Source organism: Tamlana sp. s12 (assembly GCF_016767215.1).
In the GTDB taxonomy this organism is placed as follows: domain Bacteria; phylum Bacteroidota; class Bacteroidia; order Flavobacteriales; family Flavobacteriaceae; genus Pseudotamlana; species Pseudotamlana agarivorans.
Genome location: NZ_CP068547.1, coordinates 96,296 through 122,280, shown reverse-complemented (window position 1 = coordinate 122,280; position 25,985 = coordinate 96,296). Strand labels below are relative to the sequence as shown.

The window sequence follows — 25,985 nt, the reverse complement described above, 5'->3', positions numbered from 1 at the left end:
GTAAACGTTTTTGTTTAGGGGGGTGTTATCAATAGCCCTTTGATTTTATAATACTTTTTGTTTCAAATATTTATAAAATAAGAACGCCTGATTTAGTAATAAATCAGGCGTTCTTTTGTAACTAATAATTAAATTTTTCTTTTTCTAACTGTAGCTTTAGACGGTATGCGCTTGCATAACTTACAAGATATATTGTTTTTTATAAAACCATAAGATTACAACCGCGAATATCAGCATTATCAAAACGGCCTATTACCTCAAAAGAGCCGTCAGTTTTCACACGACCTAAATCTTGCGTGGCAATAAAAGCGCAGGAATTGATGTTGGCCATATCAATAATATTCAGTCCACCAGCTTTTTCTGCTGGTTGTATGTTTAGGGCATCTTCGGTGTCTCTGGTTAGTATTTTCATCCATGGCGGACACTCAAAAACACCTTGTCCTTGGGAGTAGGCCTGACTTAATAGTTCGGTCATACCGTATTCACTATGGATGTTTTCAACGCCAAAACCTGATTTAAGAATGTCATGAAGCTCATTTCTAATCAGTTCTTTACGTTTGCCTTTCATGCCTCCAGTTTCCATGATTATGGTGTTTTTTAATTGGAACTGATAGGTTTCAACCAAATCTAATAAGGCAAATGAAACTCCTATTAGTAATACTTTTTTGCCTTCAGCATCTAGTTTAATCAGAGCTTCTTTTAATTCTTCAAGATTATTCAAATAAAATCCGCTTTCAGGATGTTTAGAGATTTTTATCATGGCATCGACCATGTATATTAACGACGAGCCCTGACGCTCCAAATAGGAGGGTAGAAGTCCTAAAATGACATAATCTTCAATAGGGCCGTAAAATTGTTCAAAACCCTTGGTAAAACTTTTGTTGTAAACCTCAAGATCTGTAACATGGTGTTTGCTGGTCTCATTGCCTGTAGTTCCAGAGCTGGTAAAGGTTGTTTGTATGGCAGATTGGGAACTTAAAATGTCACGCGTTTTAAAAAACTGAATCGGTAAAAAAGGGATTTGTTGTATGCTAGTAACTTCACTAGGGTGAATGTATAACAAATCGCAAAAAGAACGATAAACCCTATTGTTTTTAAACTGAAAGTTGAAAACTTGTAAAGCGACATCTTCGAAATCGGCTGCGTTTTGTATATTGAAAATCGTATTACTATCCATTCTTTTATTGATATGATACAAAAGTATGTAAAATAAAAAAGCACTGCTATTGCAACGCTTTAAATAGATTTATTTTAAGTTTTGATGCTACTTAATAACAAGCTTACGGGTTTCACTTTGACCTTTTTCTGTTATTTTTAAAATGTAAATCCCTTTACTAAGTTGGGAGATGTTTAATTCTCTTCCAACTAGATTTTTAGACATTAATCGCTTACCAAGGACATCGAAAATTTGAACTTGTTTAGGGGCGTTTAATTTTGAGATAATATGGACGTAAGTGTTTTGACTATTAACCGGGTTAGGGTAAATGGTTAAACCTGGAATATTTTCTATGGCAGACGATATGGTCTCTTTATTTTGAGCTTCTGAAGGCAGCGCTATAAACAAAGTGAAAATAAGAAAAATATAAAAAAAGTAGTTTTTTACCATTTGTTGAAATTAGTTAATACTAGGTTATGATTTTAGGCTTTAGACCTCTCATAATTAGTAAGGTATAAAGTTAGTGTTTTGTATCAAAAGTGGTGCCATAAAACTGTTAAAAATTTGGTTTTTAAGGTTAAATTTAAATCTTTGTAACAGTATTGTTATCTTAGTGTTATTAATAATGTAATTTTATTTAAATTGTGTTATTAGTTCTATCTTTACTTCGACAAACGTCGTAACTACAATGAAAAAAAAGGATATAAAAATTTTACTGGTTGATGATGAACCAGATATTTTAGAAATTGTTGGATATAATTTATCTAGCGAAGGCTACCAAGTGATTACAGCTGAAAACGGACAAGAAGGTGTTAAAAAGGCTAAAAAAGAATTGCCGCATCTTATTATTTTAGATGTTATGATGCCTGAAATGGATGGTATTGAAGCCTGTGAAATCATCAGAAAAAATCCAGATTTAAAAAACAGTATTGTTACATTTTTAACAGCTAGAGGAGAAGACTATTCTCAAGTAGCTGGTTTTGATGCTGGTGCCGATGATTATATAACGAAGCCTATAAAACCAAAAGTTTTAGTTAGTAAGGTGAAAGCGCTATTAAGACGCTTTAAAGAGGAAGATGTTGCCGATACCATGAAAATTGGTAGTTTAATTATTAACCGCGACGAATATAAAATCACTTCTAAAGGTGTTGAAATCATTCTGCCTAGAAAAGAATTTGAATTACTTTCATTATTAGCTTCCAAGCCTGGAAAAGTGTTTAAAAGAGACGAAATTTTAGATGCTGTTTGGGGTAATGAAGTGGTTGTTGGTGGTAGAACCATCGATGTTCACATCAGAAAACTTCGTGAAAAATTAGGGGATGATAGTTTTAAAACGATTAAAGGCGTGGGTTATAAGTTTGTTGATTAATGCCTTCTCAATTTAAAAAATCATATCGTTTTGCGGTAAGAACATCGCTATGGATTGCCCTTTACACAACACTCGTAATGGGTGTTTTTTTGTACTATCTAGAAGCCTTATACTGGTATTGGCTTGCTTTGTTTAGTATAATCGTGTTTTTATTCTCTTTAGTCATCATTCAGTATAATGTTGAACGGTTTATTTATAAGCGTATTAAAAAAATATACGATGATTTAACCCTGCTGGAGTCGGCTAATCTTTCTAAAGGTCCTATTACAACAAATATTAAAACTCTTACCGAGGATATCGATCGTTATGCTAAGGATAAAAAGATTGAAATTGAAACCTTAAGGGTTCGCGAGGAGTATCGTAAAGAGTTTATCGGTAATGTGTCTCATGAATTAAAAACACCCTTATTTACGGTTCAAGGGTATATTTTAACTTTGTTAGATGGAGCAGCAGACGATAAGGAAATCAGAAAAAAATATTTAGAACGTGCAAGTAAGGGTATCGAAAGACTTGGTTTTATTATCAAAGATTTGGATATGATTACTAAGCTTGAGGTGGGTGATCTTAGACTGCAATATGAGGTTTTTAATATCGTAGAACTTATAAGGCAAGTTTTTGACATGCTGGAAATGAAGGCTAACAAAAAGGATATTACTTTAACTTTTGATAGAAAATACACAACTCCTGTTTTTGTGCGAGCTGATAAAGAGCGTGTACAACAAGTTTTAGCAAACTTAATTGTGAATTCTATTAAATACGGAAGTGAACGAGGAACCACCGAAATAAGTATCGAAAACCTTATTAAAAACAAAGTCATCATTCGGGTAACCGATAATGGTGAAGGCATTGCTAAAATGCATTTACCACGTTTGTTTGAACGTTTTTATCGTGTAGATAAAAGTGGATCTCGAAGAGAGGGTGGGTCAGGTCTTGGCTTGTCTATTGTAAAACATATTATAGAAGCGCATAAAGAGAAAATCTATGTAGAAAGTGAAGAAGGTATCGGTAGCGAGTTTTCTTTCACTTTAGAAAAAGCTGAACAGTGATTTATAATCAGGCGTGAAGTCAAAAGCTTTCAATCCTTCATAGGCTAAAACTTCATCGAGTTTATCTATGGTAAACGCATCTTGTTTACAGGTAGGAACCATACTTAATTCCCAAAGTCTTTCTGCAAGATACTCTTGTTCAAATTGTCCGGGCGTTGGAATAAAAAAGGCCTTTTTGTTAAGTTTCGCTAAATCCATGACCGTGGTATAACCAGAGCGTGAGATGATTAAAGCGCTTTCATTGATGGTTTTTTCAAGTAAATTGGAAGTCATGAAATTATAAATCGTGATGTTTCCAAAAACCTCTTTGGTTTGTTGGGCTTCCATTTGACCTCTTACAAAAACAATTTTTCCAGTGAAGCTTTTAAGTTCTTGTAAAAGTTTTTCTTCTAATAAAGAACGTTGCGGTTCTGGCCCTGAAATTAAAACCATCAAATCATTTTTGATTACCTCGTTTGATGCTGTAAATCGGCTTAAAGGTCCAATATATTCCGTAGGGATATCAAATGTTTTTACATGACCTAGTTTGCCACTTAAATTCGGTTCTCCAGGAATGTCGGGTACCCAGCATCTGTCAAATTTCTTTATAAATTTTTGATGCATTTTAGTACTCAACCAAGAGGTGCTTCCGCTTAAAACATATAGTTGATGCGTTATAAAAATAGAAGGCACTTTTTTGTTTCTTACACCCATTCTATTATCAGAAATAATTCCAGCAATATCGTGTGTATCTAGAATTTCAGCAACTGCTTTTTTTTCCCTTTTTATAGCTTTTAGAAGCTTAGGGGAGTCTTTAATCAGTTTTAATTTAAAGTGTTTTCCGTTTTTGGCGTAGGTTACGTTATACGAAGGCAGTTCGATAGATGATACATTAGGGAATTCCTTTCTTAATAGGGCTAATGCAGCACCATCACTGGCTATTATTGGTGTAAAATTTTCTGCAATTAAAGCGTTTATTATCGGTATGCATCGCGTGGCATGACCTAGGCCCCAGTTTAATGGAGCGACCAAAATTTGCTTTTTCATAAGTAGGAGTTACTTTTTCATTTTGCATTGAGCAAAGCGCTGTATCATCACCACAGCGAACCTTGAATATCCATGTTTTTCACTTCGCCATGTAGCTTGTGAAAATTTTTATAATTTCAAAGATAAGTGTATTACCACTCTTTTATATTTCCTTAATTTTACCAAATCTATTTCAAATAATAATTAATTGTTAATTCATTGTTTTAAAATAGCTTAACGTTGTCATACTTTTGCAAACGCTTACAGCAGTGAAATTAAATAATTAAAAATAGTTAGCATACCTTGGGAAGTAAAAATAAACTCAGAAGATTTAAGGAAAACGAAACATTTTCAAATGTATTTCAACCTACAAGAGATGAACTTGTAGAATCTCAATTCAAATTAAAAGGGCAGTGGCGCACTGAAGTTTTTAAAAATAACAACCCTTTAGTTTTAGAGTTAGGTTGTGGTAAAGGAGAGTATTCTGTGGCTTTAGCTCAAAAATATCCAGATAAAAATTTCATTGGAATTGATATTAAAGGGGCGCGATTCTGGCGCGGGGCAAAAACTGCCATTGAAGATGGAATTTCAAATGTAGCTTTCTTACGTACTCAAATAGAGCTTATTGATCATGCTTTTGCCGAAGGTGAGGTCGATGAGATATGGATTACATTTCCAGACCCACAAATAAAATATAAGCGTACCAAGCATCGTATGACAAACGCAATTTTCTTAGAGCGTTACAAGAAAATATTAAAACCGGAAGGTGTAGTGAATCTAAAAACTGACAGTGAATTTATGCATGGTTACACCCTTGGTTTATTACATGGTGCTGGGCATGAAGTACTTTATGCCAATCATAATGTGTATAAACAAGAAGGAAGCCCAGAAGAAGTAACTTCCATTCAGACCTTTTATGAATCGCAGTACTTAGAGCAAAACAAAGCGATTACCTATATCAGGTTTAAAATCAAATAGTTTGGAGGTTACAATTGTATTTTTACTAGGTTTTATCTTTGCTTTTTTAGGTGTCATTCCTCCGGGTTTGTTAAACATGACTGCGGCAAAAATTAGTCTTAAAGAAGGTCATGTTCGCGGCATTATGTTCTCCATAGGAGCCTGTATTGTGGTTTTAGGACAAACCTATATTGCTTCCATTTTTGCGAGTTACTTAAGTACAAATCCCGAAGTGGTTGATGTGCTAAGGCGCGTAGCCGTTGTTATCTTCATTTTAATTACCATTTACTTTTTGTTTATAGCAAAATCTAAAGAACCTAAGGAAGTCAAACTTCAAAAAAGAAGTAAGCACAGCCGTTTTTTTCAAGGGGTACTCATGTCGGCTTTAAACGTGTTTCCTATACCGTACCAAGCTTATATGACCATTTCATTGGCTTCTTTGGGGTGGATAACTTTCGAGAAAATTAGTGTGATTTCTTATGTCGCTGGAGCTGTTATGGGATCATTCGCGACCTTGTATTTGTATATTTTCTTTTTTGATAAAATAAAGAGTAAGGCCCTCACTTCTCAGAAAAATATGAACCGCCTTATTGGTGGTATCACAGCTATCATGTCTATAGTGACTATTATAGGAATTATTAGAGGATCATGAAACCAGAAACACTAAGTTTTTTCGAACGTGTATATGATGTGGTAAAGCAAATTCCCTATGGAAGTGTAACGAGTTACGGGGCTATTGCGAACTATCTAGGTGCTCCGCGAAGTGCAAGGATGGTAGGGTACGCCATGAATAATGCGCATGGTAAGGACGTGCCTGCGCACCGCGTAGTAAACCGGAAAGGTTTATTAACGGGCAAGCATCATTTTGAGGGTACAAATTTAATGCAGCAGCTTCTCGAAAATGAAGGTGTTCTGGTAAAAGACAACCAAATTCAAAGTATCGAGAAAGTGTTTTGGAATCCATCTGAAGCATTGCAGTAACGATTAGCTTGATTTTAAGTTAGGCGTTATGGTAAGCGCTTTTTTCTTACGAGCAGAAAGCTTCAAGATTTTATCTAAAAGATTAATTTCATTCTTAAAGAGGGTTTTCTTTAAATCCTGCATTTCTTTTTCCATTTGTCTCTTAATAATTTTTTTAAGATCGCTGGTAAAGGCTAGATTAAAAGCTTTTTTGTAAAGGTAAATGTGATTTGCAAGTATTATTTCGTCATCGGCAATACAGATTGAAACTTGGTTTTTTTCATCTAATAAATAGTATTCATCAGAAATTGGTGAAATTAATTTTTTGATAGATTGATCTTCAGAATAGTTATTTATAATATCAATTATGAATTTACAATCCTCTCGCGTGGCCTTGCTTTCGAAGTTAAACATCTTAAACATAATTAGTTATATTAAACTGTTATTATGTAGGTGCCTTAGGTTGTACGAACCTATGTAAGTAATAAAAACTTCAATATACGATTTGGGTTATATTGAAAATAGCTGTTTTTATACTAGTTTGGTCTTTACTAAGATACGAAATTCTTTAAACAAGTATGTTATGTATGCATAAAAAAATCTTTAATGCATTCTTCGTAATTTATCATGATCTCCTTTTAGAATTTGCTGTTTTTAACAGGTGAAAATTAGCAATAAAACCGTTGTTTATATGAAGTTTTAAGCTTTGCAAATGAAGTGGGTAATAGTATAATTAGTCAATTAGCAATTAATTGGCTACAAAACTTACGGCTTTAGAACCTTAAACTAAAGTTAATTATAAACAAAACTTATAGGATAGCACTTCCGTCTTAGCGCATTATTAATTATCTTTGTAGTTAGAATTAATTTGAATAAATGAAGCTTAATAAGAAAGATATTTTAACAGCACTCGAAAGCATTACAGTTCCAGGAGAAGGACAAAACATGGTTGAAAGTGGGGCTGTTAAAAATGTGGTAACTTTTGGAGACGAAGTTATTGTTGAAATTACCATAAAGAACCCAAGTCTGCAGGCGAAAAAACGTACTGAAGTTGATATTTTAAAAACCATTCACGAAAAGGTTTACGAGAAGGCTAAAATTAAAGTCAATGTAAAAGTTGAAGCGCCAGAAACTCCAAAACCAAATGTGATTAAAGGTAAACCTGTTCCAGGGATTCAAAATATTATCGCTGTGGCATCCGGTAAGGGTGGTGTTGGGAAATCTACCGTTACAGCAAATTTAGCCGTATCATTAGCGAAAATGGGCTTTAAAGTTGGTGTTTTAGATGCCGATATTTACGGGCCTTCAATTCCTATCATGTTTGATGTGGTTAACGAAAAACCTTTAGCTGTTAATGTTGAGGGGAAATCGAAAATGAAACCCATCGAAAATTATAACGTAAAGGTGTTATCTATTGGTTTTTTTACACAGCCTAACCAAGCGGTAGTTTGGAGAGGACCAATGGCCGCCAAAGCTTTAAATCAAATGATTTTTGATGCCCACTGGGGAGAACTAGATTTCTTATTGTTAGATTTACCTCCTGGAACTGGAGATATTCATTTAAGTATCATGCAGTCGCTGCCTATAACTGGGGCTGTTATTGTAAGCACGCCTCAAAATGTGGCATTAGCTGATGCTAAAAAAGGAGTTGCGATGTTTCAACAAGACAGTATCAATGTGCCTGTTTTAGGATTGATTGAAAATATGGCGTACTTTACACCAGAAGAATTACCAAATAATAAATATTTCATATTTGGAAAAGAAGGTGCGAAACACCTAGCAGAGGATTTAAAAGTACCGTTTTTAGGTGAGTTACCTCTGGTACAAAGTATAAGAGAAGCTGGAGACGTTGGTCGTCCTGCAGCGCTTCAAACAGGAGCACCTCTAGAAAAAGCATTTGAAAAAATCACACAGAATGTGGTTCAGGAAGTAGTTCGAAGAAACGATGATTTACCGCCTACAGAGGCTATTAAAATAACAACAATGGCTGGTTGTGCAGCGGTTAAAAAATAAGAATATGACATCAGAAGAGTTAAAAATGAATGTTGAAAAAGCACTTGAAGAAATTCGTCCTTTTTTACAAAGTGATGGCGGTGATATTTCATTGCTATCTATTGAAAATGATAATTTGGTAAAAGTACGTTTGGAAGGTGCTTGCGTAGGGTGCAGTGTGAATCAAATGACACTTAAATCTGGTGTGGAAATGACTATTAAAAAATATGCGCCTCAAATTGAGCAGGTTATTAATATTGAAGATTAATTTAAAGAGCTATTAAAGCCTCAATTAAATTATTGTTTCAATGCAAAAGGGTTTCTAAAAAATATAGAATTTTAAAAATTTAATATTTTTTAGAAACTTTTTTTAATTACCCTTATAAAACTTATAATAATAAAGGTGCTTCGTTTAAATTTGTATTCAAAATTAATGTGAGGTGCGTTTGCACGAACAAAAATTAAGTAATGGAAGATATTAATATCAAAATAACAGACAGAGATGGTGTTACACATGAGATTGTTGCGCCAACCGATATGGCAATGAATCTTATGGAAGTGGTAAGGTCCTATGAATTAGCTCCAGAAGGAACCATTGGGGTTTGTGGTGGTATGGCTATGTGCGCTTCGTGTCAATGCTACGTCTTAAGTGATACCGTTTTGCCTGAAATGGGTGATGATGAAGAGGCAATGCTTTCTGAGGCATTCGACGTTAAAGACAATAGCCGTTTAGGATGTCAAATTCAAATAACTCCTGAAATGGAAGGGCTTGAAGTTGAATTAGCTCCAGAGAGTTAATTTTTTAAAATGCCATTATAGTATATAAAGCTATTATAATTTAAAAAGCCCCTTATTTAGGGGCTTTTTAAGTATTTGTCTCCTATTAAATAAGACAATTATTTTGAAGTAATCTTGATATTTGGATCAATTTTTTTAAGGGAATCACCAAACTTTTGAACAGCAGTTTCTACTTCTTTTTGGTGTCCTGAAAAAGTTTTAGATCCAGAGATTGATTTTCCCATTACTGTGTAAGAGTAAGTAACTTCTACAGTTTCTGCATCCTTAACATCGCCGTAAGATCCATCGTGATTTAATGGAGCATCACTTGAAGATGTTGAATGGGCTTTTTCTACCGTACCTGCTTCTTCTGTAGTCTCTTCTGAGTTTTCAGTGGCGTCTTCCACTACGATCTCCTCTTCTTCAACAACAACAACTTCTTCTGTAGGTTCTTCAGTTGTTGGAGTAGGTTCAGCTGCTTTGGCATTATCTTTACATGACGTAAATGATACGATTAAAGCTGTAAGAGCTAAAGTACTTAAAATTGATTTTTTCATAATTTTGAAATTTGTAATATTGGTTTGATTATTTCTTAGGGCTAAATTAATAACTTTTTTTTAACCATAAAATTGGCCTTATTCATTTACGTTGTAATGAAATAAAAGAACGACATAATACGAAATTAATGGTATCTCATATTAAGAAACCATAGCCTGAATTTAATAGTGTTTAATAGGTTAATCCTATAAGGTTAAATATAAATAAGGATGGTGTTTTATTTGTCGTCACCAATTTTATTAACTTCTTTTTTTACTTTGTCTGACGTTTCTTTAACGGCATCTTCTGTAGCATCAGCAGCATTTTCTAAAGCTTCTCCAGTGGCATCTACAGCGTTTTCAACGGCATTTTCCGTAGCGTGAGCTGCATCTTCTAGCGCTTCGCCTGTAGCATCAGCAGCGTCTTCAATGGCTTCACCTGCTTTATCTGCCGACTCATGCATGGCTTCTTTTGCAGATTCTGCTTTTTTCGAATCCCTACAAGAGGTGAAACTTAAAGATAAAACGGCACATAAAACGGTACTTAAAATTACTTTTTTCATTTTTTCGGGTTTGGTGTTAATATTTAGTTTTAAACATGCATTTAACACAATAACAAAAAAAGCATTGCGTTAAACGCTATAATATACGTAGATAATTTAAGATTTGGATTACTGCACCTTTATTCTTTTTTATGAAGGCTTCGTTTAAAAGGCCTGTAGCGTGTCGCTTTTTTTGGTTTTCAATCAATTCTGTTAAAATGGCGTCAAATTGATTTTGGGTGGCAATTGAGAACATCCCTCCGTTTTCTATGAGCGCTTTGGCTTCAGGAAATTTATCGTAGTGATTTCCAATAATTATTGGAATTCCAAAAACAGCTGGCTCTAAAGTGTTGTGTAACCCCGTATGGCCTAAACCGCCGCCTACATAAGCGATATCGGCATAGTTGTATATTTTTGTGAGTATGCCAATGGTGTCTACAATAAATACTTTGGCGTGAACCAAATCACTATGCTGTTTGTTAGAAAAAAGTACGGTTGGTGCTTTAATTTGCTTTTGAATATGATTTATCTGATCAGATTTTATATTGTGGGGCGCAATGATAAACTTGATGTCTTTATTACTATGGTTATTGATGAAGTTTATTAACAGTGCTTCGCCTTCAGGCCAAGTGCTACCGGCAACAATGCACAACTTATTATCTTTAAAAGTTTCAATAAAATCTAAAGTATTATCGATGCTTAATTGGTTGTAAACCCTATCGTACCTTGTGTCGCCAGTAATAGTAGTATTTCGGTAGTTTATAGAATGAAGCAAGGTTTGAGAGACTTCGTTTTGAGTGAAAATATGCTCGAAAGCAAATAAGGCATCTCTTAAAGGTTTTCCATAATATTTAAAGTAAGGCTGGTTTTCTCGAAAAGCCGCCGAGATTAAAATAGCTTTACCCTGACGTTTTTTTAATTTTTTTAAGTAATTGGGCCAAATATCATACTTAACAAAAATAGTAAGCTCAGGATTTACAAGGTTTAAAAAGCGTTTAGCATGGGCCTTCGTATCTATAGGTAAGTAAACGACAACATCGGCAATGGGACTGTTTTTGCGAATTTCATAGCCCGATGGTGAAAAAAAACTCAGCACTATTTTATGTTCCGAATAGTGTTGGCGTAACGCTTGAAAAACCGGGAGGCCTTGCTCGTACTCACCTAAGGAAGCGCAGTGAAACCAAAGGGTTTTATCGCCGGGGTTTAATTCGTTTTTTAATATAGAAAAGGTGTTTTTCCTACCAATAACGCCTTTTTTTAGCTTATCACTAAAAATGCCGCTAAGCGGTAATACCGCGTTGGTTATTTGGGTGCCTATATTATAAAGTAAATCCACTATTTTTCTTTGTGCTAAAATACATGACTTTAAAATATTATAGGAATTAAAAGCAAAATTTATTAAAATTCATGACTGGAATTTAACTAGACATCATCCATATTATTCTTTTTATAAGGCCCTAGAAACCCAATCATTTTGTAAATTTGTGTACTGTAAACTCAGTTTGAGTTTCATTAAAATTAGTCTTTGCTAATCTTATGATTTAGCAGGCTCAACTCTTTTTTAGATGAAAAAAATTCAAATGGTAGACCTTAAAGGTCAATATAGTGAGATTAAAGATATTGTTAATCCTTCCATTCAAGAGGTTATAGAAAACACCGCCTTTGTAAACGGTCCTAAAGTTCACGAATTTCAGAAAAACCTAGAAACTTATTTAGACGTAAAGCACGTTATTCCGTGTGCCAATGGTACCGATGCCCTTCAAATTGCTATGATGGGGTTAGGATTAAAGCCAGGGGATGAGGTGATTACAGCCGATTTTACCTTTGCAGCCACGGTTGAAGTGATTGCCTTACTTCAATTAACACCCGTTTTAGTTGATGTTAATGCAGATGATTTCAATATTAATATAGAAGCGATTAAAAACGCTATTACGCCAAAAACCAAGGCGATTGTACCAGTGCACCTTTTTGGGCAATGTGCCAATATGGAAGCGATTATGGAGCTAGCAAAAGCTCATAATTTATTTGTAATTGAAGATAACGCCCAAGCTATTGGAGCCAATTATACCTATGCCGATGGTACAAAAGTAAAAGCAGGGACTATTGGCGATGTTGGTGCGACTTCTTTTTTTCCATCTAAGAATTTAGGGTGTTATGGCGATGGTGGTGCTATTTTTACAAATGATGATGATTTAGCTCATACCATTCGCGGAATTGTAAATCACGGGATGTACGAACGTTACCATCATGATGTCGTTGGGGTTAATTCGCGCTTAGATAGTATTCAGGCTGCGGTTTTAGATGCTAAACTACCACTTTTAGATCAGTATAATAATCGTAGAATTGAAGCTGCAAATAAATATGATGCGGCTTTTAACGGTCTTGAAAATATTGTTACGCCTTATCGTTATGGCGATATAGATAATCATGTATTTCACCAATATACTTTACAAGTTAAGGGTGTAGATCGTGATGCCTTAGTAAAGCACCTAAATGAAAATGACATTCCTTGTGGTGTGTACTATCCAATTCCACTGCATAGACAAAAAGCCTATGTAGATGAGCGTTATAATGAAGCCGATTTTGAAGTGACTAATCAATTGGTTAAGGAAGTGATTTCATTACCTATGCACACCGAATTGGACGACGAACAAATACATTTTATAACAACAACTATAATAAGCTATTTAAATGAGTAAAATTTTAGTCACAGGCGGCCTTGGTTTTATAGGTTCGCACACTGTAGTAGAACTTCAGAATGAAGGATATGAAGTCGTAATTATTGATGATTTATCGAATTCTTCTGAAAAAGTATTAGACGGCATCACAGCCATAACAGGTAAAACACCACTTTTTGAAAAGTTAGATTTAAAAGAAAAGGCTGGCGTTGAAGCTTTTTTTGCTAAACATAACGACATCAAAGGTGTGATACATTTCGCAGCGAGTAAAGCTGTTGGCGAAAGTGTACAAGAGCCTTTATTGTATTATGAAAACAATATAAGCACGTTGGTTTATCTTTTAAAAGAGTTGAAAAAACTACCTGAAGCCTCTTTTATTTTTAGTTCTTCTTGTACGGTTTACGGTCAGGCAGATGAGCTACCAATCACAGAAAACGCCCCTGTAAAACAAGCTGAATCCCCTTATGGAAATACCAAACAAATAGGAGAAGAAATTATTAGTGATACCTGTAAAGTGGTTCCAAGCTTAAAAGCTATAGCACTGCGCTATTTCAATCCTGTTGGAGCTCATGAATCTGCTGCAATAGGAGAGCTTCCTATTGGAGTACCTCAAAACTTAGTGCCGTTTATTACCCAAACAGCCATTGGTTTACGTGAGCAATTATCTGTTTTTGGTGATGATTACCCTACGCCAGATGGTACCTGTATTCGTGATTATATTCACGTGGTAGATTTAGCTAAAGCACACGTGGTAGCTTTACAACGTTTGTTAGAAGGAAAAAACAAAGCGAATTATGAAACCTTTAACCTAGGTACAGGAACGGGTAGCTCGGTTTTAGAAGTTGTAAAGTCCTTTGAAAAAGTTTCTGGTGAAAAATTAAATTATAAAATCGTAGGTAGAAGAGCAGGAGATATTATCTCTGCTTATGCCGATACGAATAAAGCTAACGATGAGTTAGGCTGGAAAACAAAACTTTCTTTAGACGATGCGATGCGTTCGGCTTGGAAGTGGGAACAAAAAGTAAGAGCGGAACAGTAAGCTTCCGTTTTTACTAAAATTAAAAAAGCATTAAAACCTCAAGTTGAAGTTTTAATGCTTTTTTTATATCTATTTCTGACTCTTTTCCTTCGGACGAATAATCATTCTAAAAGATTGGTCTTTGTTGATGTAGTAGCCCATCCAATCGTAAAAGGCACGCATTCTATTTCTAAAATTAACTAAAGACATGATGTGTACAAAAATCCAAACCCACCAGGCTATAAATCCTTTTAGGAAGAATTTTTGGTTAGGACCATCGGTAACTGCTTTGTTGGTGCCAATAATAGCCATGGATCCTTTGTCGTTATAACTAAAGGCTTTCCAATCGTTAGATAATAGGTTTCTTCCTAAATTAAGCGCTTGTTGAATGGCTACTTGTGCCAATTGTGGATGCCCATCAGGATATTTTTCGTCATCCATAACTATAGATCCGTCTCCAATCGCATAAATATTATTGTAGCCTTCCACTAAATTATGACCGTTTGTTTTTAAACGTTTCCCGCGGCCATAAGATGCTTCCTTAAATCCTTTAAAGGTTCTTGCTGAAATTCCCGCGGCCCAAATTAAATTTCTAGAATGAATTTCTGTACCATCAGAAAGGTAAACCACATCATCTTTAAAGTCATTAACAAAGGTGTTTAGTTTAATATTGATGCCGTAGTCTTTTAACTTATCATAGGTGTATTCTTGTGTTTTTTTAGACATGGCAGCCAATACAGCATCTTGCCCATCAATTAAATAAATGTCACCAAGATCGGAGGTGTCTAATTCGGGGTAGTCCTTCGCTAAAATATGAGCACGCATTTCAGAAAATAACCCTGAAAGTTCTACGCCTGTAGGGCCCGCTCCGGCAATAACAAAAGATAATAAGGCTTTTCTTCTGTTGGGGTCGCTAATACGTGTTGCGCGTTCGAGTCGTGTAAAAATTAAATTTCGAAGCGCGAGAGCATCCGAAATGGTTTTCATGGGTAAGCTAAGTTTGGCAATATTTTCATTGCCAAAAAAATTGGTTTCAGCACCTGTAGACATGACTAAAATGTCGTAGTGCAATTCACCGTTGCTTAAAATGATTTTGTTTACTTCAGGGATAACCTCTTGCAGTTCGCCCATTCGGAAACCTACGTTTTTGTTTCGTAATATTTTTCGGTAGGGGTAGCTAATAGCCGAAGGTTCCATAAATCCTGCAGCAACTTGGTATAAAAGTGGCGGAAAGAAGTTGTAATTGTTTAAATCGACTAAAATGACTTTAAAATGACTTTGATTTTTTAGTTGATCGACCAGTTGTAAACCAGCAAAGCCTCCACCAACAATAATAATGGTTTTTTCTTTTTTCATAGAACAATTTTGGTAGTTGTGTAACAATGTTTAGTTGTTACAAAGATACGTGTGTTTTTTATGAAATATAAGAGAGGAGTTGATAAAATTTGTTAGATTCTAGCGTTTTATAAATACAAAAACGGACTAAAAAAAGTTGATTTTTAGTCCGTTTACAAATTTTATATATGCTGTGTTTTTAAGCCGATTTCTGCTTTTTAAAACTCATTAATAGTAAAATTATCATACCAGCACTCACCGACATATCGGCTAAATTAAAGATGCCCGTTTTAAAAACGCCACCCAAGTCTATAAACAAAAAATCAGTTACTGAGCCATATACAATTCTATCGTAAACATTGGCGATACCACCACCAATAATACTGGAAAATGCAAAAAGCGACCAATTATCTAGTGTTTTGTCTTTTAAAATGTGACTTAAAACAAGACCTAATACAACAATAGGTAGTATTAATAAAAGAATGATACGAAGGGTTGGATTCAAATCGCTTCCCATGCCTAAAAAGGCGCCTGTGTTTTCCACATTCATAAGAGTGAAATAGTCTCCAATAATAGGAATGCGTTCGCCAGGCTGTGTATCGGTTCTACCAACTATGGTTGCTCTAACAATCACTTTTGAAATTTGATCGGCAGCAATGGTTAGAAAAATAACCAAAAAAATGTAGATGGAACGTTTAGTAATTTTCATCTAAATTAATTTTCAAAAGTAGCCGAAACAGTTTCAGAAGCTCTATTAATCTTTTTAACCAAACCTTGTAAAACTTTTCCAGGACCAACCTCAGTAAATAAAGTGGCACCATCGGCAATCATTTGCTCAACAGACTGCGTCCAACGTACAGGAGCTGTTAACTGAGAAATTAAGTTTGCTTTTATAGCGGCTTCATCGCTTACAGCGTTTGCTGTTACATTCTGATAAATAGGGCAGTTTGGTTTGCTGAAAGTTGTGTTTTCTATAGCTGCGGCAAGTTCTTCGCGTGCAGGTTCCATAAGTGGTGAATGAAAAGCACCACCAACAGGTAGTACTAAAGCACGTCTTGCTCCAGCATCTTTTAAGGCTTCACAAGCTTTATTGATAGCTTCAATTTCACCTGAAATCACTAATTGCCCAGGGCAGTTGTAGTTAGCTGCAACTACAACACCATCGGTTTGCTTACAAATATTTTCAACCAGGTTATCTTCTAAACCTAAAACAGCAGCCATAGTACTTGGTTGTAATTCACAAGCTTTTTGCATGGCTAAAGCACGTTGAGATACAAGTTTTAATCCGTCCTCAAAAGTTAAAGCACCATTTGCAACTAAGGCTGAAAACTCTCCTAAAGAATGTCCTGCAACCATATCTGGTTTAAAACTATCTCCTAATGTTTTTGCTAATATCACTGAATGTAAAAAGATAGCAGGCTGAGTTACTTTGGTTTCCTTCAAGTCTTCAGCAGAACCTTCAAACATGGTGTCTGTAATTTTAAAACCTAAAATATCATTGGCTTTTTCAAATAATTCTTGTGCTAAGGCAGAGTTTTCATAAAGATCTAAACCCATTCCAGTAAACTGTGCGCCTTGACCAGGAAAAATATATGCATTCATTGTTTTTAATTTTTTAGAGCTGCAAAAATAAGCATTATAAATTTAGTCGTTATCTATGCTTTTAATAATTTTAGCAGGATTTCCAGCAACCACAACATCATCAGGAAAACTCTTAGTCACCACGGCTCCAGAGCCAACAACAACATTATTACCTAAAGTTACGCCTGGGCAAATGGTAGCGTTGCCACCGATCCATACATTATCGCCAATGGTGATCGGTTTAGCGTATTCTTTGCCGCTGTTTCTAGCTTTAAATTCTAAAGGATGTGTAGCGGTGTATATTTGTACATGTGGCCCAAACATGCAATTATCGCCAATGGAAACTTCAGCGACATCTAAAATACAGCAGTTAAAGTTCATAAATAGATTTTTCCCTGCTTTGATATTACTTCCATAATCGCAGTGAAAAGGTGGTTCAATAAACAGGTTTTCTCCGGCGTTGGGTAGGATTTTATATAAGGTGGCCTGACGTTCTTCTAGGTCTAATTCGCTTAAACTATTGAATTTATGAAATAACAAACGTACCAAATGTCGTGCTTTGGCCAATTCGGGATCGGAAGGGCTGTACATGGCTCCAGCTAACATTTTATCTTTTTCAGTCATAGCTATTTTTGTTTAGAAAGTAGCGATAGCAGCTTCAGCGCAGCGTTCACCATCCATGGCTGCTGAAACAATACCTCCAGCATAACCACCACCTTCGCCACAAGGATATAAATTGGTGATTTGTGGATGTGCTAAATGATCGGTTCTAGGAATGGAAACTGGCGATGAAGTTCTAGATTCTACCCCAACAATATTGGCTTCTTCAGTATAATAACCTTTCATTTTTTGTCCGAAGGCCTCAAAACCTTTTCGTAATCTCCCACCAATAAATTTTGGAAGTAAGGAGTGAAGCGGCGCCGAATTTAATCCGGGTTGATAAGAGCAGTCATTCAAACTGTTTGAAAACTTGCCTTCCACGAAATCGGTTAAACGTTGTGCTGGAGCGACCTGACTTCTTCCGCCTGCCGTAAATGCTAATCGCTCTAAGTTTTTCTGGTATTCTAGGCCTTTTAATACGCCGAATTTTTCATACTTAGGTAAATCTGTGTCTACATTAATTTCAACAACAATACCCGAATTGGCATATAAATTATTCCGTTTTGACGGCGACATACCGTTTACAACCACCTCACCATTGGCTGTGGCAGCAGGAACAATAAATCCGCCAGGACACATGCAGAATGAATATACTCCTCGGTTGTTTACCTGTTGTACTAAACCGTAAGAAGCTGCGGGAAGTAATTCACTTCGTTCTCCAGAGCAGTGGTATTGAATAGAATCAATAATATGTTGAGGATGCTCTACGCGAACACCCATTGCAAATGATTTGGCTTCTAATGCGATGGATTTATCATGTAGTAAATAAAAGATATCTCGTGCTGAATGTCCCGTTGCTAAGATGACTTTTTCAACCGCTAGTTCTTCGCCGTTTTGAAGTTGAACGGCATGGATGCTATTATTTTTTATTTTGAAATCTGTTACTCGAGTTTCAAAATGAATTTCTCCACCATATTTAAGAATGGTTTCACGAATGTTTTGAACCACTTTAGGTAATTTATTGGTGCCAATATGTGGATGTGCATCAATTAAAATTTGATCGGTGGCGCCATGATACACAAGGTTTTCAAAAATACGCCTCACATCGCCACGCTTTAAACTTCGGGTGTATAGTTTACCGTCGCTGTAAGTTCCTGCTCCACCTTCACCAAAACAATAATTGGAATCTTCATTTACAAAGTGCTCCTGATTTATAACTCTTAAATCTCTACGACGATCTTGTACATTTTTACCGCGTTCTAATACAATAGGTTTCATGCCAAGCTCTATACAGCGTAAAGCTGCATACATGCCTGCTGGACCAAATCCAATAATATGAACCGATTTGGCTTTTGAAACATCTTTGTAGTCAAACTGATATTCGGAGGTTTTAGGTAACGCTTCGCGAATATATACCGCCACTTTATAATTGAAAATGATCTTTGGTTTTCGAGCATCAATGGATTTTCGTAACACTTTTACGCCAGTAATGTCTTCTCTGTCTATATCAAGCTTTACGGCCGATTTTAACACTAGAATATCGCTACGCTCTTCCTCTGCTAGCGTGATACGAAGTTGAATTTCTTTTACCATACTGCGAAATTAATGAAAATTGTTTTGAGTTTAAATAAATGATATGCATCATCTGTTTTGTTTTTAATTGATATATCCCAAATCGAAAAAAGTCCTATGAATAGTAAAATTCACAGGACTTTAGTTTTTAAGTTAATTGTATGATTTAATTTATTACTCCACTACAATTTTTAATTGTTTTACACCTTGAGTAGATTCGATATTTAAAATATAAATACCACTTGTAATATTTAAATTTAGAATTTGCTTACTGTAATTTGGTAAAGTTTTTACCGAACGACCATGCATATCGTAAACCTGAATGTTAGTAGGCGTAATACCTGCCAAGTCTAAGGTAAATGTGCCGTTTGATGGGTTTGGATACACGCTAAAAGAAGCTATAGATAAATCATTAGGGCTACTTAAAGTAGAGTCTTCTTGCATATTTACAAAATCTGCCCATTGTGATGCAGTGCTGTATGCCGTTAGACTGCCATTAGGCACAGTTAAAGTTGCTGTATCTGTAGTTGCTGTACTAAAGATGGTGGCTCCTAAGGTTATCGTTGTAGGATCTGCAGCTTTTACGATAACATCGGTTAAGTCTTCACTTTGAAGAAAAGCTTCATCGCCAATAGCGGTTACAGAATCTGGAATTGTTATACTTTTTAATACATAACATTTATAAAATGTTCTATACCCAATTGTAGTGATACCATCAGGAATATTAATGGCGGTTGCTAAAACACATTCCTGAAATGCTTTTTCCCCAATAGAGGCTACAGAATCTGGAATTGTGATGCTTTCTAAAGCTTTACATTGGTAAAAAGCCTCATCAGCAATAGCGGTTACAGAATCTGGAATCGTGATGCTTTTTAAAGCATAACATTTATAAAACATTTTATTCCCTATCTCAGTGACACCATCAGGGATGTTAACACTTTCCAATAAATAACACTGGTCAAAAGCGTTTTCTCCAATTGCAGTTACACTACTAGGAAAGGTTACTCCGGTAAGTTGGTAACATTTATAAAATGTATGAGGTCCAATTTCAGTGATGCCATCTGGAATATTAACAGTTTCTAATATTTCACATAAATAAAAGGCTTTGTCTCCAATAGCTGTAATACTAGCAGGAAGTGTGATGTTGGTTACTAAATTACACTGTCTAAATGCTTCCTCTGCAAGCGCTGTTACGGTATATTCAATACTTGAATTAGGGTCTGTTACTTTTTCTGGTACTGTAATGTCGCCGGAGATGGTTACGTCATTTTTTGCAACTTCTACGGTAGTACCTGAAGTAATATTATAATTAATACTGCCAGCAGTAAAATCTTGTGCCCAGACCGCATTTAGGCTTAAAAAAGCAATTAATAAAGTTAGTTTTGTTTTCATAATAATAAAGTTTAAAATTTAGTTTAGGTGGTTAAAAAAATATCTTTTGTGGTGATAAAAATCGTTTTATAGACTTTTAAAAAAGATGGTTATAAAAATTTCTGTTTTATTGGTTTTTTAGAAGTTGTAATTTTTTTTAAGGATGCTTATTTCGATGGTTTTTATGCTGGTTATCATGAGAATAAATTGTATTACTCACCTTTTTTAGGGTGAAATGCTAGCTATTAGTTTTTTCTGGCTACAGAAGGATTACCTTGTTCAAATTGGTGATGCTTTTTCATGAATTTATATTAGCACAAATAATTTGTTTGGTACTTAACCAATATTTATGCGAAAATTGAGTGATTCTTTTTTTGGGTATATTGTCTGGAAAACCTTTTAAGTACGCTGCTTTCATGCTAAGATAAGCATAAGGCTCAGTAGTATTTGCTTCACCATATCGGTAACCAGAGGAGAATTCGTAAGCTTGTGGAAATTTTAAATATCCTGTAGGTGAAGACGTCATGACCTCACTACAGTTTACCAGTTTTTTAGACATTTTGTTTGAGTATTTTTTTTCTATAATTTGAGCTTATTTAAGGTCTTTATTAAGAAATTAAGTGAGTTATACCAATTATAGTTTAATGTGAAATTGGTTAACCAGTTCAGAAAAATACAATTTTATTCTAAAAAAAATAGGACTTATATGTTTTTTTAATGTTTTTTTTGAGAAATCAGGTATGAATGAGTGATTTTTATAGCTGCTTATAAGGGGTTATTCGCTATTTTGAATATCATTAAGGTTTGCAAGCTTATTTAGGTTTAGTGGGGCATTTATAACTTCGTCATATTAAGTAGTAATCCGGTAAATTATTATTTGTTCCAAACTGTTAATGTGCGTTTAATACCTTCTGCTATTATCAAATAATACACAGTCCAAATTAAAATCCAGAAGAGGATGCCTATACAAAGGATGTTTGTTGTTAAATGATTAAAAACAGTAGGCATGTAGATATAAAATAGTACAAGAATAAGTCCGCCAATAAAATTGTAAATCATGGCAGTTTTAAGGCTCATTTCTATAAGTCCTTTCAAGAAATTTCAACCTACTAAGCGATCGGATAATATAATTTTATTAGGGTTAGAAAAGTCGGCAATAACTCTTAATGAAAAATCAGATTCAACTATAAGCTTATCGTGCTTTCTCTCGAATTTATAATTGAATTTTTGCAATGAAGTTTCTGTTTTATCTATTTCCAAAGTGTTTAAGGTTATTATTTTCTAACGTAAGTGATAAACGAAAATTCATATTCATTTTTATCATCGGTCGGGTGGAACTTGTGTTCGGTTTCTTTCCAAATCTTTTTATCAATTTCAGGGAAAAAGGTGTCAGCTTCAAAGTTTTCATGGACGCGGGTCAATTCAATTTTATCGGCTAAATCTAAAGCTTGTTTATAAATTTGGCCACCACCAATAATGTAAGGTTGTGGGTCGTTTTTACAAAAATCAATAGCCTCTTGAAGACTGTTCATCACAATAACACCTTCTGGTACCTCGTAATCTTGTTGTCTGCTAATCACAACGTGTGTACGATTTGGTAGTGGTTTTGGGAAGCTTTCAAACGTTTTACGCCCCATAATGATATGATGCCCGCTCGTTAAATTTTTGAAACGTTTTAAGTCGTCACTTAAATGCCAGATTAATGTGTTGTCTTTTCCTATAGCGTTATTTTCCGCGGCAGCGACAATAATAGTAAGCTCTTGGTTTGGAGTCGTGGTTGTTGGTGCGATAGCTGCTTTAGTCACTGGGGTTTTCTTTATAACCTCTTCTTTAGGTAATCCCGCCTGAAGTTGTTCAATACGCTTTTTCTGTTTGTCAACTAACTTAGCTAATTGCTTTTGTTCCCAGTCCTTACCCATAAATCTATGAGTGACATACACATTAAACGCATGATAAACAAAAATAAATGACCATATAAGAATCGCAAAAACAAACCATTCGGCACCCAGTATTTGAGTTAATTCGGTACCCATACCCAATACCGTATTGGCAAGAATTAAAAAGGCACTACCAATTAAAAATAAAACAAAGTGGAAATACAGTCTCTTTTTTTGTTTAATACGTTTTTGAGCATTTTTAATAAGTTCTAATTGCTCTTTGTCTATTTCTGGTATGGATTTCTTTTTGCCGAACATAATTATAAAAATAATAACCGTAAAGTTAGTGCTTTTTTATTGAGTTTAAAATGTTTAATTAATAATGACTATTTCTAATTTGTTTTAATATTTGAAGGAATAATAGTTATTGAAAATAAAGTTTTAACCTGCTATAGCTGTTGGTAATACGATAAATTTATGATTGAAATATTTAGTAAGTATTATTTTTTTTGAACCGAAATTATTAAAATGATAATTCTTTCACTATGAGATATCTAAATCAATTTTTGTGCTAAAATCTTTATAAATTAGTAGCTATAACAACACAGAAAATTTTAATTATGGCTATCAAAAAACAATATTTAAAAACAAAACCAGTATGTAAAGTAACTTTTGCGCTTGAGGCAGAAGCAGCAAAAAAAGTTTCTGTTGTAGGAACTTTTAACGACTGGAATGAGAAAAAAGCAGTCTTAAAAAAGCTTAAAAATGGAACTTTTAAAGGGACTGTCGACTTGGATGCAGGAAACTCGTATGAGTTTAAATATCTGGTTGATGGTGTTTATGTAAATGATACCGAAGCTGACGCCTATGCATGGAATGATTATGCAGGTGCGGAAAACAGCGTTTTAAATTTGTAAGATATAATAAAAGACTATTAAACCGGTAAATGGTGTGTCGTACTGGAACTGTCGAAATCTCGTGATATACCTAGGTGCCTAATGAGATTCGACAGGTTCAAGCTGACAAATATATTTAATGAGCGCCTCTTTAGGTTGGTTTACAATTATATCGCGACCTGACCTTTAATGTGTGGATGCGGATCGTAATTTTCAAGCGTAAAGTCTTCAAACTTGAAGTCGAAAATATCCTTGACCTCCGGATTAATTTTCATGGTAGGAAGCGGCCTTGGCTCTCGTGATAATTGCAGTTTTAACTGTTCAAAATGATTGTTGTAAATATGGGCATCACCAAAGGTGTGGATAAATTCTCCAGCTTGGTAACCGCAAACTTGTGCCATCATCATGGTGAATAATGCGTACGATGCAATGTTAAAAGGCACGCCTAAAAATATATCGGCACTACGTTGGTAGAGTTGGCAAGATAGCTTTCCGTTGGCCACATAAAACTGAAAAAAAGCATGACACGGTGGAAGTGCTGCTTTTCCGTTTGCGACATTTTCGCTAAAAGATTTTGAAGTATCTGGTAAAACTGAAGGATTCCAGGCCGAAACGAGCATACGTCGACTATCAGGATTGTTTTTTAAACTACTAATCACCTCTTTAATTTGGTCTATTTCATCACTGTTCCAGTTACGCCATTGGTGTCCGTAAACAGGACCTAAATCACCATTTTCATCAGCCCATTCATTCCAAATTCTAACACTGTTTTCCGTAAGGTAATTGATATTAGTATCGCCCTTTAAAAACCAAAGCAACTCATAAATAATCGATTTTAAGTGTAGCTTTTTGGTTGTAACCATAGGGAAACCTTCGCTTAAATCGAATCGCATTTGGTAACCAAACACACTTTTTGTTCCCGTTCCTGTGCGGTCTTCTTTTAAGTTTCCGTGTTCTAAAACGTGCTTAACTAAATCGTGATATTGCTTCATAATGCAGCCCTGGGAATCAGGTGGTTTTAAAGTTGAAATTTGAAAAGTGATTTGCTTTTATCTCGTCTGCGAATTTAAGTAATTAAATTTTTTTATAATGGGTTTTAGATACTTTAGGTGTTAAAAGTTACCTGGGGCTATGGATTTTTGATGTGGATGAAGGCCTTTTCTGCTTTTGCATGAAGTAGTTACCCAATAATCATCCCTGCAATAGTAGCCGAAATTAAAGAAGCGATAGTACCACCAATTAAAGCTTTCATGCCAAATTGAGATAGGGTTTTACGTTGCCCAGGAGCTAAGGAACCGATGCCTCCAATTTGGATGCCGATAGAAGCAAAATTTGCAAAACCACAAAGCATGTACGTAGCCATGATCACCGATTTTTCGTAATTAAGATGGATCGCGTTTGCTGTATTTTTTAATTCACTAAGTTGTATGTAGCCTACAAATTCACTTGCTGCTAACTTAATGCCTAGCAATTGTCCCATCATCATAATGTCTTCTTTAGCGACCCCTATGAGCCACATTAGTGGAGAGAAAACAGTTCCTAAAATGGCTTCAAGTGACAAGGCTTCGTATGGTGAGTTTTCACTAACCCACAAGTTAAAATTACCAAGGCTACCAATTTTTAAAAGGCCATAATTTATCATGGCAATAAAGGCTACAAAAACTAAAAGCATGGCCGCCACATTGACTGCAAGTTTAAAACCTTCGGTTGTTCCAATCGCGATAGAATCAAGAATATTGTCGCCAATTTTTTGTTTAGAAACCATGACATCCGTTTCAATAGCTTCAGTTTGTGGATATAATATTTTAGAAATAACTATAGCGCCAGGTGCTGCCATAACCGATGCGGCAAGTAAATGTTTGGCGAAAAACTCACGTAGTTGCATATCATCACCACCTAAAAACTGAATATAAGCTGCAAGCACACCACCGGCAACCGTAGCCATGCCACCTATCATTACCAGAAGAATTTCCGATTTATTCATCTTTTCCAGGTAAGCTTTTATCATTAAAGGCGCTTCGGTTTGACCTAAAAAGATATTACCTGCAACACTTAAACTTTCTGCTCCCGAAATACCTAATAGTTTGGTAAGTAACCAAGCCATGGCCTTTACTACTTTTTGTATGACTCCAAGGTAGAATAGCACCGAGGTTAGGGCAGAAAAGAATATAATAGTAGGTAATATGGTGACCGCAAAATTTATAAGCGGACTTTCAATGGTGCCAGATATAAATGATTTGAACAAGAATTCGGTACCAGCTTCGGTAAAAGTGAGAATTTTATTAAAAGCCTTTCCTAGATATTTAAAGATGTTTTGAATGAAAGGCACTTTTAATACGCCAATAGCGATAATAAGTTGAAATGCTAAACCGATACCAACAGTTTTCCAATTGATGGCCTTACGGTTACTGCTGAATAAAAAAGCAATAACAATAAGTGAAATCATGCCTAGGATACCACGCCATAAGCTGTTCATGGAAAAACCTTGACTTGGATGAATAGCGCTATTTACACTAGATTCTGTGGCTTCGGGGGTACTTGTTTGTCCAATTTCTTCATTGATATGCTCTACAAGAGTACGTGTAGAATCTATAGCAATACTATGTTGTACGGAATCAGTAACAATGTTGTTTTGTGTTTCTTGGGAAAACCCTTGTGACGACGTAAATAAACAGATGGCGACAATACACAAAAACAACTTTTTCATAGTCTAAAAA

At 35.1% G+C, this 25,985-nt stretch carries 29 protein-coding genes; 11 read left to right on the top strand and 18 right to left on the bottom strand.

Translation table 11 applies throughout. From position 1 onward, the window contains the following. Window positions 1-199: 199 nt before the first annotated feature. On the bottom strand, window positions 200-1,177 hold the full coding sequence (locus JJL45_RS00545; protein ID WP_068601479.1) for an acyl transferase: 978 nt from the start codon (window positions 1,175-1,177) through the stop codon (window positions 200-202). Window positions 1,178-1,264: 87 nt separating this feature from the next. After that, on the bottom strand, window positions 1,265-1,606 hold the full coding sequence (locus JJL45_RS00540) for a T9SS type A sorting domain-containing protein (protein ID WP_068601481.1): 342 nt from the start codon (window positions 1,604-1,606) through the stop codon (window positions 1,265-1,267). Window positions 1,607-1,844: 238 nt separating this feature from the next. On the opposite strand from JJL45_RS00540, the gene JJL45_RS00535 reads away from it, so the two are divergent. Together JJL45_RS00535 and JJL45_RS00530 are read left to right on the top strand one after the other, a co-directional pair. Beyond that, complete coding sequence (locus tag JJL45_RS00535; RefSeq protein ID WP_067144819.1) at window positions 1,845-2,525, top strand: response regulator transcription factor; 681 nt, start codon at window positions 1,845-1,847, stop codon at window positions 2,523-2,525. Continuing rightward, window positions 2,525-3,571, top strand: coding sequence for a sensor histidine kinase (locus tag JJL45_RS00530; protein WP_068601484.1), 1,047 nt, complete (start codon window positions 2,525-2,527; stop codon window positions 3,569-3,571). Before JJL45_RS00535 ends, JJL45_RS00530 begins: the two co-directional genes overlap by 1 nt. On the opposite strand, the gene JJL45_RS00525 is transcribed toward JJL45_RS00530, so the two are convergent. After that, on the bottom strand, window positions 3,551-4,597 hold the full coding sequence (locus tag JJL45_RS00525) for a glycosyltransferase (RefSeq protein ID WP_068601486.1): 1,047 nt from the start codon (window positions 4,595-4,597) through the stop codon (window positions 3,551-3,553). The two genes, JJL45_RS00530 and JJL45_RS00525, sit on opposite strands and share 21 nt — an antisense overlap. 282 nt (window positions 4,598-4,879) lie before the next feature. Between JJL45_RS00525 and trmB the strand changes: the two genes are divergently transcribed. From trmB to JJL45_RS00510, 3 genes are read left to right on the top strand one after another with little or no spacing between them, the layout of a single operon-like run. Further along, entirely contained in the window at window positions 4,880-5,554 is a 675-nt protein-coding gene (gene trmB, locus JJL45_RS00520) for a tRNA (guanosine(46)-N7)-methyltransferase TrmB (RefSeq protein WP_068601487.1), read from the top strand. Window position 5,555: 1 nt separating this feature from the next. Next, window positions 5,556-6,185, top strand: coding sequence for a LysE family translocator (locus JJL45_RS00515; RefSeq protein ID WP_067144815.1), 630 nt, complete (start codon window positions 5,556-5,558; stop codon window positions 6,183-6,185). Beyond that, window positions 6,182-6,514: an MGMT family protein gene (locus JJL45_RS00510; RefSeq protein WP_068601489.1), complete on the top strand. Its 333-nt coding sequence runs from the start codon at window positions 6,182-6,184 to the stop codon at window positions 6,512-6,514. Before JJL45_RS00515 ends, JJL45_RS00510 begins: the two co-directional genes overlap by 4 nt. 3 nt (window positions 6,515-6,517) lie before the next feature. Here the strand turns inward: JJL45_RS00510 and JJL45_RS00505 are convergent, their stop codons facing one another. Further along, window positions 6,518-6,916 carry a hypothetical protein gene (locus JJL45_RS00505; RefSeq protein ID WP_157614014.1) on the bottom strand — a complete coding sequence of 133 codons (399 nt, stop codon included), beginning with the start codon at window positions 6,914-6,916 and terminating at the stop codon, window positions 6,518-6,520. 453 nt (window positions 6,917-7,369) lie between these two features. On the opposite strand from JJL45_RS00505, the gene JJL45_RS00500 reads away from it, so the two are divergent. From JJL45_RS00500 to JJL45_RS00490, 3 genes are all read left to right on the top strand, one after another. Continuing rightward, window positions 7,370-8,506, top strand: coding sequence for an Mrp/NBP35 family ATP-binding protein (locus JJL45_RS00500; protein ID WP_068601491.1), 1,137 nt, complete (start codon window positions 7,370-7,372; stop codon window positions 8,504-8,506). A 4-nt stretch (window positions 8,507-8,510) separates the two neighbouring features. After that, on the top strand, window positions 8,511-8,753 hold the full coding sequence (locus tag JJL45_RS00495) for a NifU family protein (RefSeq protein ID WP_068601493.1): 243 nt from the start codon (window positions 8,511-8,513) through the stop codon (window positions 8,751-8,753). Window positions 8,754-8,953: 200 nt separating this feature from the next. Beyond that, the gene (locus tag JJL45_RS00490) at window positions 8,954-9,283 is read left to right on the top strand and encodes a 2Fe-2S iron-sulfur cluster-binding protein (protein ID WP_067144810.1); all 330 of its coding nucleotides are present in this window, start codon (window positions 8,954-8,956) and stop codon (window positions 9,281-9,283) included. A gap of 98 nt (window positions 9,284-9,381) precedes the next feature. Here JJL45_RS00490 and JJL45_RS00485 read toward each other — a convergent pair whose 3' ends face one another. The 3 genes from JJL45_RS00485 to JJL45_RS00475 all read right to left on the bottom strand — a co-directional run bounded on the left by JJL45_RS00485 (window position 9,382) and on the right by JJL45_RS00475 (window position 11,676). Beyond that, window positions 9,382-9,819, bottom strand: coding sequence for a hypothetical protein (locus tag JJL45_RS00485; protein ID WP_068601495.1), 438 nt, complete (start codon window positions 9,817-9,819; stop codon window positions 9,382-9,384). 218 nt (window positions 9,820-10,037) lie between these two features. After that, complete coding sequence (locus JJL45_RS00480) at window positions 10,038-10,361, bottom strand: hypothetical protein (RefSeq protein WP_068601765.1); 324 nt, start codon at window positions 10,359-10,361, stop codon at window positions 10,038-10,040. 76 nt (window positions 10,362-10,437) lie between these two features. Continuing rightward, a complete protein-coding gene (locus tag JJL45_RS00475) occupies window positions 10,438-11,676 on the bottom strand; it encodes a 3-deoxy-D-manno-octulosonic acid transferase (protein WP_068601497.1) in 1,239 nt (412 codons plus the stop codon). 229 nt (window positions 11,677-11,905) lie between these two features. On the opposite strand from JJL45_RS00475, the gene JJL45_RS00470 reads away from it, so the two are divergent. Together JJL45_RS00470 and galE are read left to right on the top strand one after the other, a co-directional pair. Further along, entirely contained in the window at window positions 11,906-13,039 is a 1,134-nt protein-coding gene (locus JJL45_RS00470; protein WP_068601499.1) for a DegT/DnrJ/EryC1/StrS family aminotransferase, read from the top strand. After that, a complete protein-coding gene (galE, locus tag JJL45_RS00465; RefSeq protein ID WP_068601500.1) occupies window positions 13,032-14,057 on the top strand; it encodes a UDP-glucose 4-epimerase GalE in 1,026 nt (341 codons plus the stop codon). Before JJL45_RS00470 ends, galE begins: the two co-directional genes overlap by 8 nt. Before the next feature lie 69 nt (window positions 14,058-14,126). On the opposite strand, the gene JJL45_RS00460 is transcribed toward galE, so the two are convergent. The 9 genes from JJL45_RS00460 to JJL45_RS00420 form a co-directional block, all read right to left on the bottom strand. Beyond that, a complete protein-coding gene (locus JJL45_RS00460) occupies window positions 14,127-15,392 on the bottom strand; it encodes an NAD(P)/FAD-dependent oxidoreductase (RefSeq protein WP_068601502.1) in 1,266 nt (421 codons plus the stop codon). Between the two features lie 178 nt (window positions 15,393-15,570). After that, window positions 15,571-16,080: a signal peptidase II gene (gene lspA, locus JJL45_RS00455; protein ID WP_068601504.1), complete on the bottom strand. Its 510-nt coding sequence runs from the start codon at window positions 16,078-16,080 to the stop codon at window positions 15,571-15,573. Between the two features lie 5 nt (window positions 16,081-16,085). Beyond that, window positions 16,086-16,973 carry an ACP S-malonyltransferase gene (gene fabD / locus JJL45_RS00450; protein WP_068601505.1) on the bottom strand — a complete coding sequence of 296 codons (888 nt, stop codon included), beginning with the start codon at window positions 16,971-16,973 and terminating at the stop codon, window positions 16,086-16,088. 42 nt (window positions 16,974-17,015) lie between these two features. Next, window positions 17,016-17,576 (bottom strand): sugar O-acetyltransferase, encoded by a 561-nt coding sequence (locus JJL45_RS00445; protein ID WP_068601507.1) that lies wholly within the window; start codon window positions 17,574-17,576, stop codon window positions 17,016-17,018. A gap of 12 nt (window positions 17,577-17,588) precedes the next feature. Then, the gene (locus JJL45_RS00440) at window positions 17,589-19,145 is read right to left on the bottom strand and encodes an NAD(P)/FAD-dependent oxidoreductase (RefSeq protein ID WP_068601509.1); all 1,557 of its coding nucleotides are present in this window, start codon (window positions 19,143-19,145) and stop codon (window positions 17,589-17,591) included. Between the two features lie 153 nt (window positions 19,146-19,298). Beyond that, the gene (locus JJL45_RS00435; RefSeq protein ID WP_068601511.1) at window positions 19,299-20,516 is read right to left on the bottom strand and encodes a leucine-rich repeat domain-containing protein; all 1,218 of its coding nucleotides are present in this window, start codon (window positions 20,514-20,516) and stop codon (window positions 19,299-19,301) included. A gap of 277 nt (window positions 20,517-20,793) precedes the next feature. Then, window positions 20,794-21,054, bottom strand: a complete 261-nt coding sequence (locus JJL45_RS00430) for a hypothetical protein (protein WP_068601513.1) — start codon at window positions 21,052-21,054, stop codon at window positions 20,794-20,796. A 314-nt stretch (window positions 21,055-21,368) separates the two neighbouring features. Further along, complete coding sequence (locus tag JJL45_RS00425; protein WP_082935838.1) at window positions 21,369-21,572, bottom strand: hypothetical protein; 204 nt, start codon at window positions 21,570-21,572, stop codon at window positions 21,369-21,371. Between the two features lie 197 nt (window positions 21,573-21,769). Next, a complete protein-coding gene (locus JJL45_RS00420) occupies window positions 21,770-22,690 on the bottom strand; it encodes a dihydrofolate reductase (protein WP_068601514.1) in 921 nt (306 codons plus the stop codon). 302 nt (window positions 22,691-22,992) lie between these two features. On the opposite strand from JJL45_RS00420, the gene JJL45_RS00415 reads away from it, so the two are divergent. Next, a complete protein-coding gene (locus JJL45_RS00415) occupies window positions 22,993-23,289 on the top strand; it encodes an isoamylase early set domain-containing protein (RefSeq protein WP_068601516.1) in 297 nt (98 codons plus the stop codon). Window positions 23,290-23,435: 146 nt separating this feature from the next. On the opposite strand, the gene JJL45_RS00410 is transcribed toward JJL45_RS00415, so the two are convergent. After that, window positions 23,436-24,260, bottom strand: a complete 825-nt coding sequence (locus tag JJL45_RS00410) for a thymidylate synthase (protein WP_068601518.1) — start codon at window positions 24,258-24,260, stop codon at window positions 23,436-23,438. A 188-nt stretch (window positions 24,261-24,448) separates the two neighbouring features. Further along, window positions 24,449-25,975, bottom strand: a complete 1,527-nt coding sequence (locus tag JJL45_RS00405) for a NupC/NupG family nucleoside CNT transporter (RefSeq protein WP_068601520.1) — start codon at window positions 25,973-25,975, stop codon at window positions 24,449-24,451. Between the last annotated feature and the right edge of the window lie 10 nt (window positions 25,976-25,985).